The sequence below is a fragment of the Lewinella sp. W8 genome (genome assembly GCF_004375085.3).
Lineage (GTDB): Bacteria > Bacteroidota > Bacteroidia > Chitinophagales > Saprospiraceae > Neolewinella.
This window is the reverse complement of sequence record NZ_SNAQ03000004.1, coordinates 140874-158505: the sequence shown is the minus strand read 5'-3', so window position 1 is coordinate 158505 and position 17632 is coordinate 140874. Positions and strand designations below refer to the sequence as shown.

The following is a 17632-nucleotide window of genomic DNA, read 5'->3' as shown; positions in this document are numbered from 1 at the left end:
GGCTCTGCGGGATCGGCTACCTTTGCCACCCCCAATTGATTGTCCGTGATTTACCAGCTCAGCCATCCCGGTGGCCCCCTCCGGGGACGCGTTGCCCTGACGGGCTCCAAATCCATCGCCAACCGTGCGCTCATCATTCGCGCCCTGACGGAGGGCGGTTTCCCCATCCACCGCCTGGCGGCGGCCGACGACACGGTACGCCTGGAGCGTCTCCTGGCTTCCGACGACGATACCCTGGACGCCGGCCCGGCCGGCACGACCTTCCGCTTCCTGACGGGCTTCCTCTGCCGGCGGCCGGGCCGCCAGCTGCTTACCGGCAGCCAGCGGATGAAGGAACGGCCCATCGGAATTCTGGTGGATGCCCTGCGACAACTCGGGGCCGACATCACCTACGCCGAAAAGGAAGGCTACCCGCCCCTCTACATCGGAGAGAGCGCCCTCGATGCGGCCAGTGAGCTGAGCATCGCCGCCGACACCAGCAGTCAGTACATCTCCTGCCTCCTGATGCTGGCACCAACGCTGCCCAACGGATTGCGGTTGCGGTTGGAAGGGGACATCGTCAGTCTTCCCTACATCAAAATGACCCTCTCCCTCATGGCCTACTTCGGGGTGAGCCATCACTGGGAAGAGCAAACGATCGTGGTGCCCCCCCAGGCCTACCGGGGAAGGGCGTTTACCGTGGAGGCCGACTGGTCGGCCGCCAGCTATTACTACAGCCTGGCGGCGATCGCTCCCGAAGCGGACTTGCAGGTGGACGGACTGTTCGCCGAAAGCGTACAGGGAGACTCCGTTGTGGCTAAGTTATACGAACGCTTCGGGGTGCAAACCACCTACAACGACGGTGGCGTACGGATCACCAAAGCGGCGGCTACGCCGCCACCGCCCCTCTTTGAGCAGGATTTCGTGGAGTGCCCCGATATCGCCCAAACCCTCATGGCCACCTGTGCCGCCCAGGGCGTACAGGGGCTCTACAGCGGCCTGCAGACCCTCTTCATTAAGGAGACGGACCGCGTGAAGGCCATGAAAACCGAGCTGGGTAAGCTCGGCGTAGCCCTCTACAAAATTCCCATGAAGCTGAGCGACGGTAGCGGTCTGCAGTACTTCGGGCAGGACGAAAAAGCCAACTTTTCCCTCGGCACCCCCACCTTCGCTACCTACCATGACCACCGGATGGCCATGGCCCTGGCCCCGCTGGCCCTCCTGCACCCGGTACGCATCGAAGACCCCATGGTCGTCGGCAAGAGCTATCCGGATTTTTATCACGACCTGGAATCACTGGGCTTCGTGGTGGAGAAAGTGGAGTAGACATACTTTAGCGGGACCAGGTCGACCCTAGCAGGGCTTAATCTTCTGATCAGGCGGAAACTTCGAGGTTGCCGAAATAGCTAAATTTTGCGGTAGCGCCGGATTTATCCGGCGAAGGGGCTGAGTCCACGGCTGAAGCCGTCGCTACTGAATTTGTTGGTGCCTCCAGTTAATGGTGGGTTGGTTTCCCTGCGAGCTTGCCCTGCATGGAAGCTTATATAATTAGGGAACTATTAGATCTCTTCCTTCTTTCTTCTTCCTTCTCTCCACTGCATCCCGGCAGAGCACGAGGATTCCGTTTCACTGCACCTGCGGTGATCGTCTGAAAAATAGCGGTCATACTGAAAAGAAAACCCTGCCGGATCTCTGAGCGTCCGGATGGGCGAGGACGCGAAGAAAGCCACTTGCTAATCATGCTGCCATTTGCGGTAGCGCCGGATTTATCCGGCGAAGGGGCTGAGTCAACGGCTGAAGCCGTCGCTACTGAATTTGTTGGTGCCTCCAGTTAACGGCGGGTTGGTTTCCCTGCGAACTTGCCCTGCATGGAAGCTTATATAATTAGGGAACTATTAGATCTCTTCCTTCTTTCTTCTTCCTTCTCTCCACTGCATCCCGGCAGAGCACGAGGATTCCGTTTCACTGCACCTGCGGTGATCGTCTGAAAAATAGCGGTCATACTGAAAAGAAAACCCTGCCGGATCTCTGAGCGTCCGGATGGGCGAGGACGCGAAGAAAGCCACTTGCTAATCATGCTGCCATTTGCGGTAGCGCCGGATTTATCCGGCGAAGGGGCTGAGTCAACGGCTGAAGCCGTCGCTACTGAATTTGTTGGTGCCTCCAGTTAACGGCGGGTTGGTTTCCCTGCGAACTTGCCCTGCATGGAAGCTTATATAATTAGGGAACTATTAGATCTCTTCCTTCTTTCTTCTTCCTTCTCTCCACTGCATCCCGGCAGAGCACGAGGATTCCGTTTCACTGCACCTGCGCTCCGTCGCAATCTTTAAAGCATCGACGACCCCGACGAGCCAACGGAAGTCGGGAGTGTCTTCCTGCGGTGAATTTTCCGGAAAAACCTCAAGTCGGGAAAAATTGGACAGCCACCGGGAAGAATGGGTCGGAAGATCGCGGGCGTCTGCCCCCAACTTTGCCAGGTCACCGAAAGCAAGTGACTTCAATTAATCATCCATAAAAATTTAATCATGGCAAATTTTCAAGTTCCCACCCGCAACGACGTCAGCACGGACAATCAGCAAATTTTTGACCAGCTCGAAAAGGGGCTGGGATTCGTGCCCAATCTATACGCCACCTTCGCCTACTCCGATCGGGCGCTGGGAAGCTACCTGGCCCTGCAGAACGCCAAGAGCAGCCTGAAGGCGAAAGAAAGAGAAATTATCAATCTGGTGGTGAGTCAGGTAAATGAATGTGCTTACTGTCTGGCGGCCCATACGGCGCTCGGAAAGATGAACGGCTTCACGGACGAACAGATACTGGAACTCCGGGAAGGCCACGCCTCCTTTAATCCCAAATTTGACGCGCTGGCCCGTTTTGCCAAAGCAGTGACGCTGGAGCGTGGCAAACCCAATCCGCAGGTGATCGATGAGTTGCTGGCCGCCGGCTACACCAAAGAAAATCTCGTTGACGCCATCGTGGTCGTTGGCGATAAGATCATTTCCAATTTCCTGCACGGCGTAACCCAGATTCCCGTTGATTTTCCCGCGGCCCCCGAATTAGCGGAGGCGACGGTCTAGTCTCTTTCCCGAAAAACCAAAGAAGGGTTTAAGTGGTACGGCCCCCGGCGACGTCAGTTGACCGGGGGCTTTTCCGTGCGGGCCGTATCTTGGCGGCCATGGCGAGCAGGCCCAAAAAAGTGCACGAAGAACGAGACGTCTGGGAGGTCGGTGACCTCCGGATTCCCGTCAAAATTATCACCGAGCGGGGGCGCTACGGTACGCGGGCGTCGGTTACCTCGCGGGCGCTCATCATTCGGGTGCCGGCCGCGCTGCGGCCGGGTGACCGGAGCGGGCAAATCCGCAAGATGCTGGACTGGGCGCGGGGCGTCCTGCGGGATAAGCCCGAAGCCTTCGCGCACTTCAAGACTGCCGCTTTGGCGGAGAACTACCGGTTTGCGCTGCGGGGCAAATCTTACCGCATCCGGCTGGAAACTCACGGAGCCCGTAGCCACCGCATCAAGGTGACGGGCGAGGAGGAGTTGTTGGTGAAGGTCAATGCAGACGACGACCGGTTGCGGTCGGGGCAGCTGCTGCCGCGGCTGCTGGCCAAACATTTCGGGAAGCAGTATTTACCGATGATCAGCGAGCGGGTACATACCCTCAACCGGGAGCACTTTCGTCGGCCCATCAACTCCGTTAAGCTCTCGGACACTTATTCCCGCTGGGGAAGTTGTTCGGTCAAGGGAAACATCAATCTGGCTACCCGATTGCTGCTGGCTCCGGATCCGGTCCTGGATGCGGTCATCGTCCACGAACTGGCGCATCTGGTGGAGCATAACCACTCGCCCCGCTTCTGGGCGGAGGTGTCACGGGTGCTGCCCAATTACCGGGAATACGACGCCTGGCTAAGAGAGCACGGCAAGGAATTGGTGTTTCGTCCGGAGCCGGTGTAGTTTTGTCGCTCATTTCTCCCAGCCACTATGCGCATTATTACCTTTTTCGCCCTACTCCTCGTCATCACCAGTTGCATCGCCCCCAAGAAGCTGAAGGAGGCTTCCGCCCGCTACGAACGGGCGCTGGACGCCCGGGACAGCATCATGAGCCTGCAATCGGACAGCATCCTCACCCTGGCCCTCGCGCTGGAGCGTATTCGCGGAGGGAACGATATGTTGTTGCTTACCCAGGATAAGCTGCAGGCAAAAATCATGGAACAGGACGACGCCCTGGAGGCGCTGCAGGGAAACCTGAACTCCACCAGCTCCCAGATGAGACGGCAGATGGCGGACCTGCGCGAGGAGCTCGAAGGTTCCGAAGAGAAGTACCGGCAATTATTACAGGATCAGGGTGCCCTGATCAAGAATTTCCAGGAAACCGGCCTGCGGGCCGGGCGCGTCATCACGGATTCACTCGACGGTAAAATTCCCGACGCCAGTTTTTACTTTACCGAACGGGCGGGAGAGTTCATTATGAGCATTCAAGAGGATTTGCTGTTTGCGCCCCGCTCCGTGGACCGCCTGACGCCCGCCGCCGAATACGTGTTAGAGGCCGTTATGGGAGCGTTGAATGACGATCCGCTCCTCAAGTTAACGGTGGTCGGACATACGGATAACCAGCCAAGTCCACGGCGTAACACCAACAACTGGGAGTACGCTGCCCTGCGGGCCACCCACATCGCCAACGAACTGGCCCAGACGTACTACCTGAGCCCCAACCGGGTGATCGCCGCCAGCCACGGAGAATATGGTCCTACCTCCAGCAACGCTACCGAAGAGGGACGCAAGAAAAATCGTCGGATCGACTTTATCTTCCGCAACAGCATCAGTACCCTCATCCGGGAATTAGAGCGGTTGGGTAAGGAAAAATAATGTACTTTATTTGGTTATTTTAAGGGTTTTAATAAACTTTTTGATAATAATATCGTATATTTAGTTACCTTTCAGCCCGCTTGGGTTATCTAAACAGCAGGGGGGAATCCTCCACGAAAATTATTCCCATGATCGACCAGATTGACGTCACCAAAGTTCTCTTCCTGGATATAGAAACGGTGAGTGGGCGGGCCACTTATGAGGACCTGGACGAAACCTTTCAGTATCTGTGGGCGCTGAAGGCGCCCGGAGCCATGCGCCGCTTCGGAGAAGAGATGACGGAAGAAGAAATTGCCGCGAGCTACGAAGACCGGGCCGCAATTTTTGCGGAGTTCGGTAAGATCGTCTGTATCTCCGTTGGGGCGGTATACCGGGATAAAGATAAGCGGCTGAAAATCCGGTTGAAGTCCTTCGCCGACCGCGATGAAGCCACCCTTTTAAAGGGCTTTTCGGCCATGCTGGACCAATATTACGGCGACGTAAACCGGCAGTTCATCTGTGGCCATAACATCAAGGAGTTCGACGTGCCCTACATGTGCCGGCGTCTGGTGACCAACCAGCTTCCCCTGCCCAAGATGCTGGACATCGCCGGGAAAAAACCCTGGGAAACCAAGCACCTGCTGGACACCATGGAGCTCTGGAAATTTGGCGACCGTAAGTCCTATACCTCCCTCAAAGTACTGGCGGCGGTGCTGGGCTTCCCCAGTCCGAAGGACGATATCGACGGCAGCGAAGTGGGACGGGTGTTCTGGCAAGAAGATGATCTCGACCGGATCGCCCATTACTGCGAGAAGGACGTTCTGGCCACGGCACAGCTTTTTTTCCGCTACCAGCGCAAACCGCTGCTGGAAGAAGACCAGGTGCAGGTGGCTTCGTAGCCCTTACGTTCGGTTCTGAGATCCGGATTTATTCCTACCCTTATTCTCCCTTTTTGCCGTAGACCCCCGGGTCAACTTCGCTGACGTCCATTTGGTCGAAGGACTCCCAACTCGCGTCGGGCGTGAGGGCCTTGCGGTAGGCGAGGTGTACGCGGTGGACGTCGGTGTTCATTTGGCGGCAGGTGTCGACCATGACCTTGTTGTGGCCGCGGATGGTGGCCATATCCACGTAGCGATAGGTTCGGGAAGTGTGCTTGTTGCCGCTGTGAAACATGGCGCTCACCATGAGGGGGTAGACCCCCATGCGTTGGTAGTCCTGAGCGATGCCAAAGGCAATGCCCTTACAATTACGGGGCTGCTTCTGGAACTTCAATCGGTAGAGAAAGCGGGGGAGTTCCAGCCAGTTCATTTTACCCTTCATTCCGGGCAGGAAGCAGTTTAAATCGGGAATGAGCCCCGCGAGGCCGATGGGCCGGTCTTCCTTGTTGTAGGCCAGGCAGGTCAGATGCGGGTCCATGATGGGCTTCATCTGCTGGAAAGTGGGGTAGATGTCGTCGCCCGTCAGGGGCTTGAAGTAGGGCCAGTGATTAAAGGCGGCATTGTACGCCTGGGCGAAGTGATCCGCTCCCTCCCGCAGGTTATCCTTGGTGATTTGCTTCGTGTACAGCCCGTAGCGTTCTCCCACGCGTTCGGCGAGTTTTTTCAGGCGATCGCCGGGGAATTCGGCGACTACTCCACGCATGGTCAGGCACTGCTCGTGGGGGCGGTAGCCCCGCCCCTCAAAGTAGGCCTGGTAATAGGGAGGGTTGTAGGTCTCCTGATAAATGGGCCGGTACCAGCCCCGCACGAGGAGGCCCCAAAATTTATCCCGCTCTCCGAAGTTGATGGGGCCGTCCACGGCTTCCATACCCGCTTCCCGCAACCAGTTTTCGGCGGCGTCAAAGAGCAGGCCGGCCACTTCTTCGGATTCAATGGATTCGAAAAAGCCGATGCCCCCCACGGGGAGGTCCAGTTCTTCGTTGCGGGCCTTATCGATAAAGGCGGCAATACGGCCCACGGGAGTACCTTCCCGCAGGACCACCCATTTACGCAGATTATCTCCGTCAAAGGCTGCATTCTTTTCGCTCAGAATTCCTTCGATGTCTCCGCGAAGCGGATACACGTACTGGGGGTTGTTCCGGTAGACCTCGTCGAGGACGGCGTGCCACTGGCCCCAATCGGTCGATGCGCGTAGTTCGTATTTTGCCATGGCCGGCAAAGATAGCGCCTCATGGCAGAACCTACCCGGGGAGAGTGCGGTTCCCAGAGTACGTTACCAAAATTTGGGAACAACGCATAAAAACATAGCTTAACCAGCAACCAGCAACCAGCAACCAGCAACCAGCAACCAGCATGAAGAATCTCTTTCAGGAATTCAAAAAGTTTGCCGTCAAGGGTAACATGATCGACCTTGCCATCGGCGTCATCATCGGGGCATCGTTTAATAAGATCATTGATGTCCTCGTAAAAAAGATCATTACGCCTCCTCTGGGCTTTCTCACCTCCGGGACGGAAATGTCTCAGTGGGAATGGGTGATCAAAGCCCCCGTGGTGGCGGAGGACGGCACGGTGACGGACCCGGGAGTCGTTATCGGCTTTGGCTACCTGCTGGAAGCCATGATTGATTTCTTCCTGGTCGCCTTTACGCTCTTTGTGGTCATCCGGTTTATCAACAGCCTCAAGGATAAGGCTGAGGATGAAGGAAACAAGGAAGTACCCACCCCGAAGGACATTCAGCTGTTGTCCGAAATTCGGGATGAAATGAAGAAGATGAACGGTGGGGAAGCTACCGCTGGCTAGTGTTTTTGTCGCGGTAGAGGTTACGGTCCAGAAACAGTAAGATCAGGAACAACACCAACCCCACGATCAGGTAGGGAGAAATTGTCACGGAGGTTTCGAACCCCTCGCCGTGGCTACCGATAATTCTTTTCGTGGCGGGGAGGCTTTGAAAAAGTCCGATCATGACCAGTATTGTGGTCACTACCCAAGCTATATGGAATGGCGTCTTCGGGAAGTTCATTGTTGCTGAGGCTTAGTTCCGGCGCCCAACCAGGTTCAAATAGTAGTAATTCACCGCATCCGAATTGGCCTCGATGATGTCCAGATACTGATCCTTGTTCAGGTGGGCGAACTGAATGTTGTAGGTGTCGAGCTTCTGCTTACTGAGCTTTTTTTCTTCGAAAAGGACGCCATTTCCCGAATTGACGTACAGCAGGTTGGGACGCCGGGAATTGCCGACGACGATGTCCACGTCTCCGTCCAGATCAAAGTCACCCACGTCCAGGCTGTAGGTGTTGCGACGGGAGGTGCCGAGATCGATGACTCGCTGGAAGCTCAGGTTAGGCCCTCCGAAACAAATCTGGTTGCGGCTCGATAAGTTGCCCGTAATGATGTCCGGATAACCGTCTCCGTTGAGGTCCGCTACGGCAATTGAGCGGGTGTCGTCGTCACCGGAGCCGAAGGGAATCTTCTTGCCGAATTCCATCCCCTCGTTCAGGTAGATATAATTCTGTTGTTGGTTGCGGTTCCCCACAATGAGGTCCACGTCGCCGTCCTGGTCCACGTCGTAGCAGATGATCTGTAGGGTGGCATCATTCTTTTCCCCGAAGTAGCGGACGTCCTCAAAGTTCCCCGCGCCGTCGTTCAGGCAGATTTCATTCTCAAAGAAGCGGTTACAGACGATGATGTCCGTGTCTCCGTCCCCGTCAACGTCCCCCAGGGTGAGGTTGCGGGTGTTGGAATACGGCGCGCCAAAGGTGCCGTATTCCTCAAATTGTCCGCTACCGTTATTGCGGAACAGGCGGTTGGGCGCCGTGTCGTTGCCCACGGCGATGTCTAGGTCGCCGTCGCCGTCAAAGTCACTCAGTTTGGCGGCGTAGCTGGTGGAGGAGTATATCCCGAGATCATAGGAAACCCGAAACCGCCCGTTACCGGCGTTCAGGTAAATTTCGTTCTGTCCGGGCCAGTGGCGCCCGTTGGTAACGACCACGTCCTGGTCTCCGTCACCGTCGAGGTCGCCGGCGTTGATGGCCGCCGATTTTTCTTCCCCCAGACCAAAATTGAAGGCCCGGGCATTGTGGGCGAACAGGCCCTTAATCTGACCCGGAAGGGCCGCGGCAGAGAACAGGAGGGTAAAAAACAAAAGCGCTTTCATGGGTAGGTTGGGTTTCCCTTGAAAGGTATTCATTTTTTTTTGACGGAGCGGGTGCCGTGACCATCCGGAAGGGCCAGGAAGGTCCGAAAGTAGCCGGGGAGAAGCCTCCCAGGCGAGCATGATTTTCCCGTAGTGTGACCGATTACATCCAGTCAAATTCCCCCGGAGCGGAACCGGCATCGGGGTGCGGGCCCTGCCCGTGCGGCCGGGCAAAATCCCAGTCGTAGCTGCCCAGCTGGGCGATTCCCGCACTGAGCAGGTCGATGCAGTTTGCCACGTCCTGCTGGTGGGCCATCTCCGTGCTCTGGTGCATATTGCGCAACGGAATCGATATGGCACCTGCGATCGCGCCCTTCTGACCATAGCGCTGCAGCGCGGCGGTGTCCGTTCCTCCGGCGGGCAACAATTCCAGCTGGGTCTTAATGTTTTCCTTGGCCGCTACCTCCTTGAGGTAATTGACCATCCGGTAGTCGGAAATGACGCTGCCGTCCAGCACCTTGATGGCCGCCCCTTCGCCGAGGTTGGTGACGGACTCGTGGGCGCTGGATCCGGGCACGTCGTAGGCGATGGTGACGTCCAGGCCGAAACCAAAATCGGGGTCGATGTGGCCCACGCTGCCCATGGCGCCCCGCAGGCCCACCTCTTCCTGCACCGTGAAGGTGGCGTAGAGATCGTAGGGGAGCTCCTGCTCTTTCAACTTACGCATGGTCTCCAGGAGGATGAAGACCGAAATGCGGTTGTCGAGGGATTTACTCGTCACGCAGTGCCCGATCTCAATCATCTCCCGTTCCCGGGTGATGGGGTCTCCCACGGCCACCAGTTTTTCGACTTCCGACCGGGGCAGGCCGAGATCAACGAAATATTCGTTGAGGGGAACGACCTGCTTGCGTTCCTCCGGCTTCATGATGTGGATGGGCTTGCACCCCAGTACCCCAATCAGGTCCCGACGCCCATGCACGATCACCCGTTGAGCGGTCAGCGTCTTGGGGTCGAATCCTCCCAGCGGGAGGAAACGGAGAAAGCCCTTCTCGTCAATGTGGTTGACGATGAAACCGATTTCGTCCATGTGCGCAGCCACCATGACGCGCTTGGGCTGCTTACCCTTCATGACGGCAATGACGTTGCCCATGTTGTCCACCGAAACCTCATCGGCCAGTGGACGTACTTCCCGGAGTACGAGATCACGAATTCTGCGCTCAAAGCCGGAAACACCCGGCGCTTCGCAAATGGCCTTCAGTAAGGGGAGGTTCAACATAGGTAGCCTGCACTTTTGGAGGCCTAAAAGTACGGTCTCTGGACAAAAACTGGTCGTTCCCTGCGGGAATGCTTCCCGTGGGGTGATTATTTAACCATCTTTTTTCTCCGGCCATCCCCTTTCTCCGCGGTATTCATCCGCCCTGGGTCGGGGTTTAACGTATTGCTCCTTGTGTAGACCATGTCTTCAACTTACTTTTGGACTGCTCCATGAAGAAACCTATACAAGTTTGATATGGGTTCTCATTTCACCTGTTCGATTTTCTGAGGCAGGTACTTTCCAGAAATAAGTTGGCCCATCATCAAATGGTCGTCACTACCCAGTGACGGTCTTTAGGTTTTTTCGTCTGCAGGAGTAACTGTCTTACGGCGTAGTGTCCGCATTGTCATCTCATATTTCCCAAAACTAAAGTGGAAGCTTGCTTCCATTCGCTTTTTGAATAACACTACGCAACAACATGAAAACTCTCTTTACCGCCCTCTTCCTGTTGGGAGGAGTGGCCGCCTACGGGCAAACTACGGTGACGCTCACCGAAGACCTGGTGCTATCCGAAACCCTGGTCATTTCTGAAGACACGAATTACGAAGGAAACGGCTTTAAGATTATCTGTGAAGGCTGCCTTCCCGCCATTCGGGTGATCAACGGCGCCAAAGCCTCCTTCAAGGACGTGATCTTTCCCCGCAACTACGCCAAGTGGCTACAGGTAGACGTCGGTGCCGGGAGCGAAGCTTCCTGGAACAGTCGGCGGATGATCGGATTTATCCGCGCCGGAGAGAATGAGTAAGGTTCCCCCGCCGGAGGCGGGTCAGAACCAGTAGCCCAGGTTAAAGTACAGCTGCCCCCCGGTGTTTCCGTGGGCGTAGGTCAACTCCACGGGCCCCAGTGGGGAGTCGAGCCCGTAGGTGAAGCGTCCGGCGCCGAGCCAGGCGCGGCTCACGGAGCTGGGCAGGTCTTCATCTTTACCCAGGCGTGCCCCCCGGCCGCCCAGGGTAAAGTGGTGCCCTCCACCCAGGTGCAGGCGCAGGAAGAGCTCTCCCAGGAGCAGGAAATTGCCGGAAGCTTCCCCCAGGTCAAGACTGGGGAATGGCCGGAAGTTGTTCATCAGATTCCGGTTGTTACTGCCCAGGTAATACCGGAAGGGGAGGGCCGACTCGTCCAGAAAGCCCCCCGCGGCCAGCTCCAGCCCAAAGCTGGTGTTGGCCCCGGCGGGAAACAGGAAGAGGGCCTCCAGGTCACCGTTGTAGGCCCAGGGGGAATCGCTCTCTAAACGACGGATCGCCCGCGCCTCGGCGTTAATGCTGAAACCCCGCATGGGAAAGTTTTTGTCGTTCAGCTTGTCGTAGAGGAAGTATAAGCGGGGAGCAAAGTAGAACTCGTTACTCAGGTCAAAGAGGCTCGAGGAGTCGACCCGTGCCAGTTGGTCAGACAGCGTCTGGTAGTACTTCATTTCGGCCGCAACCCCCGTGAAGGAGTTCTCCGTTTGGCGGAAATCCCAGTACAGCTCTCCGGAGAGGTCGGAAAAGCGGAAGTCAAGCTGGTCAATGATGAGCCCCGCCGGGCCACCCATGGTTTCGGGGATGTCAAAGCCGACGTCGGCAAAGTGCAGTTGACTGCGCACTCCGAAGGCCGAGCCATCTACGCGATCTACCCGGAACTCCGCGCGGTACCGGAAACGGCTGCCGCCAATCAGGTCGATGGTGGCGATGGTATTGTCAATGATGAGGTCGCTGGCCCGGAGCCCCACCAACAGGTTGGCACGATATTCCTGATCGTAGTGCAACCCGATCCGGAGGCGCTGACCAAACTCCGGACGCCGCGTAAACTGAAGCGTGAGGTCGACTTCCCCGTCGCTTGATCCCGGCAGGGGCTCCCAGTCATAGTCAATGTTGGCGTAACGCCCCGTGGCGTAAAGGGCCACCAGGTCTTCGCGGAACTCCTCCCAGCTGATCCGGCCGGGGAGCTTGCCGTTGAAAAAGGCCAGAATTTGCCGGCGACTGAGGTCCACGTTCCCCTCGATCTTAACGGTTTGAGCGTTCAGGTATTCGGGGAATTGTACCGCCGAAGTGTCGGGTTGTGGCCGTGGGGCCCCTTGTTTTTGGGCGACGGCGCGCAGGGTGCCGAGTTGTTCCCGTGCGGCCGCGCGGCCGGCCTCCATGATGGCGTCGATGGCTTCAAAGCTGAGTTGTGAAAAATCCCCCAATTCCGGTTTGATGTCGATATCCGTCGTAGCGTATTGCTCCAGGTTCCTCCGGGTCGCCTGAAAAAAGGCGATCTGGAGCAGGAGTTTGTCCAGAGAGTTGATCTCTTCGGCCAGATAGGGGTCCTGCTCCACGGTAATGCCGATGATGTAATCCATCCCCTTGGCTTTCACCTCCTCGGCGGGATAATTGTTGGAGACGCCCCCGTCCGTCATGACGATACCGTCAATTTTGTAGGGGGTGATGATGCCCGGCAGGGCGGCACTGGCCCGCATGGCTTCGGCCAGCCTTCCGCTTTCCAGCACCACGGCGTTGCCGGTTTCAATGTCCGTGCCAATGGCCAGGTAGGGAATGGGCAGCTTGCTGAAATCCTTGACGTCGTTGACGTGGGCCGTCCAGTGGCTGAACAGGTCGTGAATCCGCTGCCCGTCGGAGAGCGCCGTGGGTAATTGCAGACTGAAGTCTCTCATGGAGAGGTCCACCAGATAATGATCGTTGTAGAGCTTGTCGTAAATCTTCTGGTTGTCCCGGCCAACCGCATCCTGGAGTTCTTCCATGATGTTGGTGGACCGGAGCATTTCTTCCAGTTGGTGGGCACTGTAGCCCGCAGCGTAAAGTCCACCGATGATGGACCCCATGCTGGTGCCGCCGATGTAGTCAACCCGGACGCCCGCTTCCTCCAGTACCTGAAGGGCACCGATGTGGGCGTAGCCGCGAGCTCCACCTCCACTGAGTACGAGGCCCACTTTCAGGTCTTCTTCCTGGGCGGAAAGGGATAGGGAGAAAAGGAGGATGAATAGTACGGTGAGCGTGCGCAAGGTCAATGTTGTTATGGCGGGTTGGCCGGTAAAATTAGGGCAATCAGCTTTAGGGTTTCGCATGGAAGCCTGCCCCGATGATTATCGTCTGCGGGGAGGGCGAAAATTGGGTGCCTGTCCCCTACCTTTAACCCATGGCTTTACGCACCTTGATTTGTCTGATCGTCCTCCTGTTGCCGGCAATCGCCGCGGCGGATTGCGGACCCTACTTTGGATTTTACGGATATCAGTTTCTCAACCCTAAGGTGGTTGATTATGACAGCAGACTGGCCCCCTTTTTCCTGGCTTTCGGGGATACCTATGAGGGGGAGGCCGTGAGTGCAGCGGCCGTTCAGTTGGAAGATAATCTGGCCGAATGGCACGAACGCTACTGTGAACAGGTAGACCTGCTGGACATTCAAAACCTGATCTACGGGAATACCGAAAACCGGCTACAGCGGCTGCTGCGACTCATCGGGCAGCCCCAGGCACGAACGGCCGACCTTCCCCCCAACCTGCGCGCGAACTCCTTCGCGCAGCACCTTTTACGGCATAAGTGCGATGAGGTCGTGGAATACCTGCTCTTCGCCAAACGCTGCGAACCACTGGTCAGCTCCGATGCCCTGGCCTTTACCACGGACAATACCCGTCGGGAAGACATGGAGCGTCTGATCGATGACGGACTTGATCGATTCAAAACGCTTAAAAGCCATTACGTGCGGTTGCGCTATGCCTTTCAGATTATTCGGTTGGCGCATTATCTGAAGGAATACGATTACGTCATCGAATTGTACAATTATCTGATGCCCAAAATTGAGGCGGAGGAAAGCATCATTTATGACTGGATTGAAGGACACCGGGCGGGAGCCCTTCAGGCCAAAGGAGAGTATGCGCAGTCGGCCTACCTTTTCAGCCGGGTCTTCGAACGTTGCCCCAGCAAGCGGGAGAGCGCCTATCTGAGTTTCCGAATCCGGACGGATCAACAATGGAAAGATGCTTTACTACTTTGCGAAAGCGATCATGAGCGGGCCATGATGCACGTCCTGCGGGCCCAGAATAGCAAGGCCCAGCTGGTGGAGGAGATGCGGTCCATTTACCGGTATGACCCCCAGAATGCGGCCCTGACTCCGCTGCTGATGCGGGAGCTGCTGGAACTGGAACGTGACTTGCTCGGCCTGGATTTCAACCCTTACCGTCAGCGTAATGAGCAGGCGTTCGGGCGCCCCCGGCGGGGGGTAACCTCCCGGGTAGTGGCCCTGCAGGAATTCATCAACGAGGTGATTCGGGACGGCAAAAGTGGGAATAAGGACTTCTGGATGTTCGCCCGCGGAGTCGTCGAGTTACTGGCCGGTGACTATTTCTACGCGGAAGAAACCTTCGAAGATCTTCGGGTCATGACCGAGAACGACAGTATCGTCAAGCAACTCGATATTCTCGATGAGGTACTCCATGTCCTGGCCCTCAACCGGATCAGTGATTCCATCGAAGTTTACTACTATCAGTTACTGCGGCAGAATTCCCTAAGGAGACAGTATCCGGATTTGCGGTCGCTGGTCAACGATAAACTGGAAGCCGTTTACCGGCAGAAGGGAGCAACCGGGAAAGCTGCGCTTCTACAGTATGGTTTTGACGCCCTGCGGATCAACCCCCAGCTTCCGCAGATACAGGAGCTGGAAAGTATGGCGGACTCCATACTGGGTAATAGCTTTGATCGCTTACTGCTGGCGGAGCGGGTGGGCCCTAATGCAGAGGATGACATTAACGACCTTCTGGGAACCTATTACCTTCAGCAGGGGCAGTGGGAAACCGCCCTGGAGATTTTTCGGCGGGTTCCCACCGCCCGGAGAGATACCTACGGGACCTACGCTCCCTTCGTTAAGCAGTTCAATGACCGGGTCAATTTCCGGCCCTCCGCTACGGCTACGGAATACAATAAGGTCGATTTGCTGGAGCGGTTGCTGGAACTGGAGGAAGAGGCCCGGGGGACGACCAACGATACCCTGGCCGCCAGGAACTACTTCAATATTGGTCTGGCCCTGTACAACATGAGCTACTTCAGTTATAACTGGAGGATGGCGGATTACTTCCGGTCGGGGAGTAGTATGCAACAGCTCCAGCGGAGCCGTCGGAACGGTAACTTCGTGTTTTCGCACCCGGAAGCGCCGCTGGGCAACCGCGAAGACATGAACATGGAGCGGGCCCGCTACTACTTCGAGCGGGCACTTACGCGGGCCCCTAACCGGGAAGCCGCGGCGGAGGCCGTCTTTTTTGCGGCCAAAACGGAGCGCAACCAGCACTACACTACCGCACCCCCCGGGGCTACGCGACCCTTCCGCTATTTTCAGCTGCTCAGGACCAACTATGCGGGCACTCGTTTCTACCAGAAGGCCATTGCTGAATGCCGCACCTTCGCCTGGTACGTTGACCAGTAAACAATAGCACGGAAGGATATTTAGGGGGCTTACCCGTTCTCCGGAGCCGGCTCCGGTAGGGTCACCAGGATTTCCTCTACCCGGCGGTTCGTCATGGCCATGACCTTGAACCGGTATTCCCCGCACTCGATTTCTTCTTCGGGCTGGGGGAATTGTCCGAGCATTTCCAGCAGCAGGCCCGCCAGGGATTCTGCTTCTCCTTTGACGTCGTCAAAGGTATTGGTGGGCAGATCCAGTACCCGACAAACATCGCCCAGTAGTGTTTTACCGTCGAAGATGTAGTTCAGGTTGTCAATGCGCTGATAGATGATGTCGTCTCCTTCGTCAAACTCATCCTGGATGTCTCCGATGACTTCTTCGAGAATGTCTTCCAGCGTTACTACGCCTTCCGTCCCACCGTATTCGTCGACGACAATCGCCATGTGCATTTTCTCCTGCTGAAACTCCCGAAGCAAATCGTTGATCTTCTTGTTGCCCGGCACGTAGAGGACTTCAGTTCTCACCAGTTTTTGCCATTCAAAATCGGGTGGTTCGTGGCGGTGGCCCAGCAGATCCTTGACGTACAGTAGGCCCTTGACCTGGTCAAAGTCTTCTTCAAAAACCGGAATTCGGCTATAACTGCTTTCCCGGATGACGGTGAGCAACTCCGGGTATCCGATTTTCTGGTCTACGGCAATGACGTCTCCCCGCGACCGCATGATCTGGCGTACGGTGACGTTGCTGAACTGGACGATGCGTTTCAGGATGCCGACGTCCTGGGGGCCTTCCTCTCCGTGATCCTCACTGCTCACGGTTAGCTCAATGGCTTCGTCAATTTCTTCCTGGCTTGCCGTAATGCCGTCCTGACTGTGATTCTCCAGTCGTCGTTCCACCACGCCGGCTCCCCGAACCAACAGAAAGGCCAGGGGGCGAAAACACCAGAGCAAAAACTTCAGTGGCCGAGCCATTTGTAGCGCCAGTTTCAACCGGTTATAGCGGGCGTAAACTTTCGGGGCGACCTCGCCGAAAAGCACCAACAGGAAGGTGGCGGCAAGTACCGTGATCAAAAAGCTGATGCCTTGAGCCATGCCATCCTCGCTGATGAACTGCAGGAAGGGCAGCGTATCCCGGATGTTGGTGGCCCAGGTGATGAACACCTCGTTGGGGAATGCCCGGCGAATGATGAAGTCCGACAACAGGACGATGGCAATATTGATCAGGTTGTTGGCGATCAAAATGGTCGCCAATAACATTCGGGGCATGTTGCGGAGCTGCAGTAGCTCGCGAGCCGAGGAAGAGTCGTTCCCCTCCAGTTCCTCATAATCGTTAGGCGTGAGGGAAAAGAAGGCGACTTCAGATCCGGAGACGAGTCCGGATAGAAACAGCAATATCATCACCCCTCCCACACCGAGGCTGATCTCCAGGAGGGCGTTGAGTAAAAGGCCGGTGATTTGAAAAACTAGTAGTGGTTCAGCTATGGTCAAAGAGCACTAAGTACTGATCGATACAAAGATAGGGTGAAGGCCTTTAGTAGCCGTCACCCTATCCCGAAACAATTGATGCTTACCCTTAGAAGGGCAGGTCGTCGTCATCTCCACCGGCCGGTGGAGTGGGGGTGTCATCGCCGGAAGATGATGCCTCTGCCTTGGGGGCCGGAGCCGACATCGTCGGGGCGGGTTCTTCGTTCGGGAAGTAGTTTCCACCACCACCGCCATTCGATTGACGACTGCTGAGCATACGGAAATAACTCCCCACTACTTCTGTGGTTTTGCGGGGATTGCCGTCTTTGTCCTGCCACTTGCGGTGGGTGAGTTTGCCTTCCAGGTACACCAGACTGCCCTTCTTCAAATATTCCTGTGCCCGCTCGGCTAAGCTGCGCCAAACGACAACGTCATGCCATTCGGTTTGCTCCTGCCATTCCCCGTTGCGGTCCCGGTAGTTTTCCGAGGTGGCCAGGCCGAATTTAGCGACCATCGCGCCGCTTTCCAGGGTTCTTACTTCGGGGTCGGCGCCCAGACGGCCGACCAGGGTTATCTTGTTTACCATGATCTCTTAAATTT

The 17632-nt window shown here is 56.6% G+C and carries 15 protein-coding genes; 8 read left to right on the top strand and 7 right to left on the bottom strand.

Annotation, left to right across the window (positions count from 1 at the left end; translation table 11 throughout):
- Window positions 1-45 precede the first annotated feature (45 nt).
- From E1J53_RS06595 to E1J53_RS06575, 5 genes are all read left to right on the top strand, one after another.
- Window positions 46-1305 (top strand): 3-phosphoshikimate 1-carboxyvinyltransferase, encoded by a 1260-nt coding sequence (locus E1J53_RS06595; RefSeq protein WP_368671734.1) that lies wholly within the window; start codon window positions 46-48, stop codon window positions 1303-1305.
- Window positions 1306-2504: 1199 nt separating this feature from the next.
- On the top strand, window positions 2505-3053 hold the full coding sequence (locus tag E1J53_RS06590) for a carboxymuconolactone decarboxylase family protein (protein WP_134271012.1): 549 nt from the start codon (window positions 2505-2507) through the stop codon (window positions 3051-3053).
- Window positions 3054-3151: 98 nt separating this feature from the next.
- Window positions 3152-3928 (top strand): M48 family metallopeptidase, encoded by a 777-nt coding sequence (locus E1J53_RS06585; protein ID WP_134271013.1) that lies wholly within the window; start codon window positions 3152-3154, stop codon window positions 3926-3928.
- A 27-nt stretch (window positions 3929-3955) separates the two neighbouring features.
- Entirely contained in the window at window positions 3956-4840 is an 885-nt protein-coding gene (locus E1J53_RS06580; protein WP_134271014.1) for an OmpA family protein, read from the top strand.
- Window positions 4841-4968: 128 nt separating this feature from the next.
- Window positions 4969-5718 carry a ribonuclease H-like domain-containing protein gene (locus tag E1J53_RS06575; protein WP_134271015.1) on the top strand — a complete coding sequence of 250 codons (750 nt, stop codon included), beginning with the start codon at window positions 4969-4971 and terminating at the stop codon, window positions 5716-5718.
- Between the two features lie 40 nt (window positions 5719-5758).
- Here the strand turns inward: E1J53_RS06575 and E1J53_RS06570 are convergent, their stop codons facing one another.
- On the bottom strand, window positions 5759-6967 hold the full coding sequence (locus E1J53_RS06570; RefSeq protein ID WP_134271016.1) for a hypothetical protein: 1209 nt from the start codon (window positions 6965-6967) through the stop codon (window positions 5759-5761).
- A 143-nt stretch (window positions 6968-7110) separates the two neighbouring features.
- Between E1J53_RS06570 and mscL the strand changes: the two genes are divergently transcribed.
- Window positions 7111-7557, top strand: a complete 447-nt coding sequence (gene mscL / locus E1J53_RS06565) for a large conductance mechanosensitive channel protein MscL (RefSeq protein WP_134271017.1) — start codon at window positions 7111-7113, stop codon at window positions 7555-7557.
- Here the strand turns inward: mscL and E1J53_RS06560 are convergent.
- The 3 genes from E1J53_RS06560 to E1J53_RS06550 form a co-directional block, all read right to left on the bottom strand.
- Window positions 7544-7720, bottom strand: coding sequence for a hypothetical protein (locus E1J53_RS06560; RefSeq protein WP_154640148.1), 177 nt, complete (start codon window positions 7718-7720; stop codon window positions 7544-7546). The genes mscL and E1J53_RS06560 overlap by 14 nt on opposite strands.
- Window positions 7721-7789: 69 nt before the next feature.
- Entirely contained in the window at window positions 7790-8911 is a 1122-nt protein-coding gene (locus E1J53_RS06555) for a VCBS repeat-containing protein (protein WP_216650017.1), read from the bottom strand.
- Between the two features lie 142 nt (window positions 8912-9053).
- Entirely contained in the window at window positions 9054-10166 is a 1113-nt protein-coding gene (locus E1J53_RS06550; RefSeq protein WP_134271018.1) for a M42 family metallopeptidase, read from the bottom strand.
- 457 nt (window positions 10167-10623) lie between these two features.
- Between E1J53_RS06550 and E1J53_RS06545 the strand changes: the two genes are divergently transcribed.
- A complete protein-coding gene (locus E1J53_RS06545; RefSeq protein ID WP_134271019.1) occupies window positions 10624-10950 on the top strand; it encodes a hypothetical protein in 327 nt (108 codons plus the stop codon).
- A 21-nt stretch (window positions 10951-10971) separates the two neighbouring features.
- Here E1J53_RS06545 and E1J53_RS06540 read toward each other — a convergent pair whose 3' ends face one another.
- Complete coding sequence (locus E1J53_RS06540) at window positions 10972-13182, bottom strand: patatin-like phospholipase family protein (protein ID WP_173021385.1); 2211 nt, start codon at window positions 13180-13182, stop codon at window positions 10972-10974.
- Between the two features lie 134 nt (window positions 13183-13316).
- On the opposite strand from E1J53_RS06540, the gene E1J53_RS06535 reads away from it, so the two are divergent.
- Entirely contained in the window at window positions 13317-15593 is a 2277-nt protein-coding gene (locus tag E1J53_RS06535) for a hypothetical protein (protein ID WP_134271021.1), read from the top strand.
- Window positions 15594-15622: 29 nt separating this feature from the next.
- Here the strand turns inward: E1J53_RS06535 and gldE are convergent, their stop codons facing one another.
- Window positions 15623-17056, bottom strand: a complete 1434-nt coding sequence (gldE, locus tag E1J53_RS06530) for a gliding motility-associated protein GldE (protein WP_253930903.1) — start codon at window positions 17054-17056, stop codon at window positions 15623-15625.
- An 85-nt stretch (window positions 17057-17141) separates the two neighbouring features.
- Entirely contained in the window at window positions 17142-17618 is a 477-nt protein-coding gene (locus E1J53_RS06525; RefSeq protein WP_134271022.1) for a single-stranded DNA-binding protein, read from the bottom strand.
- Between the last annotated feature and the right edge of the window lie 14 nt (window positions 17619-17632).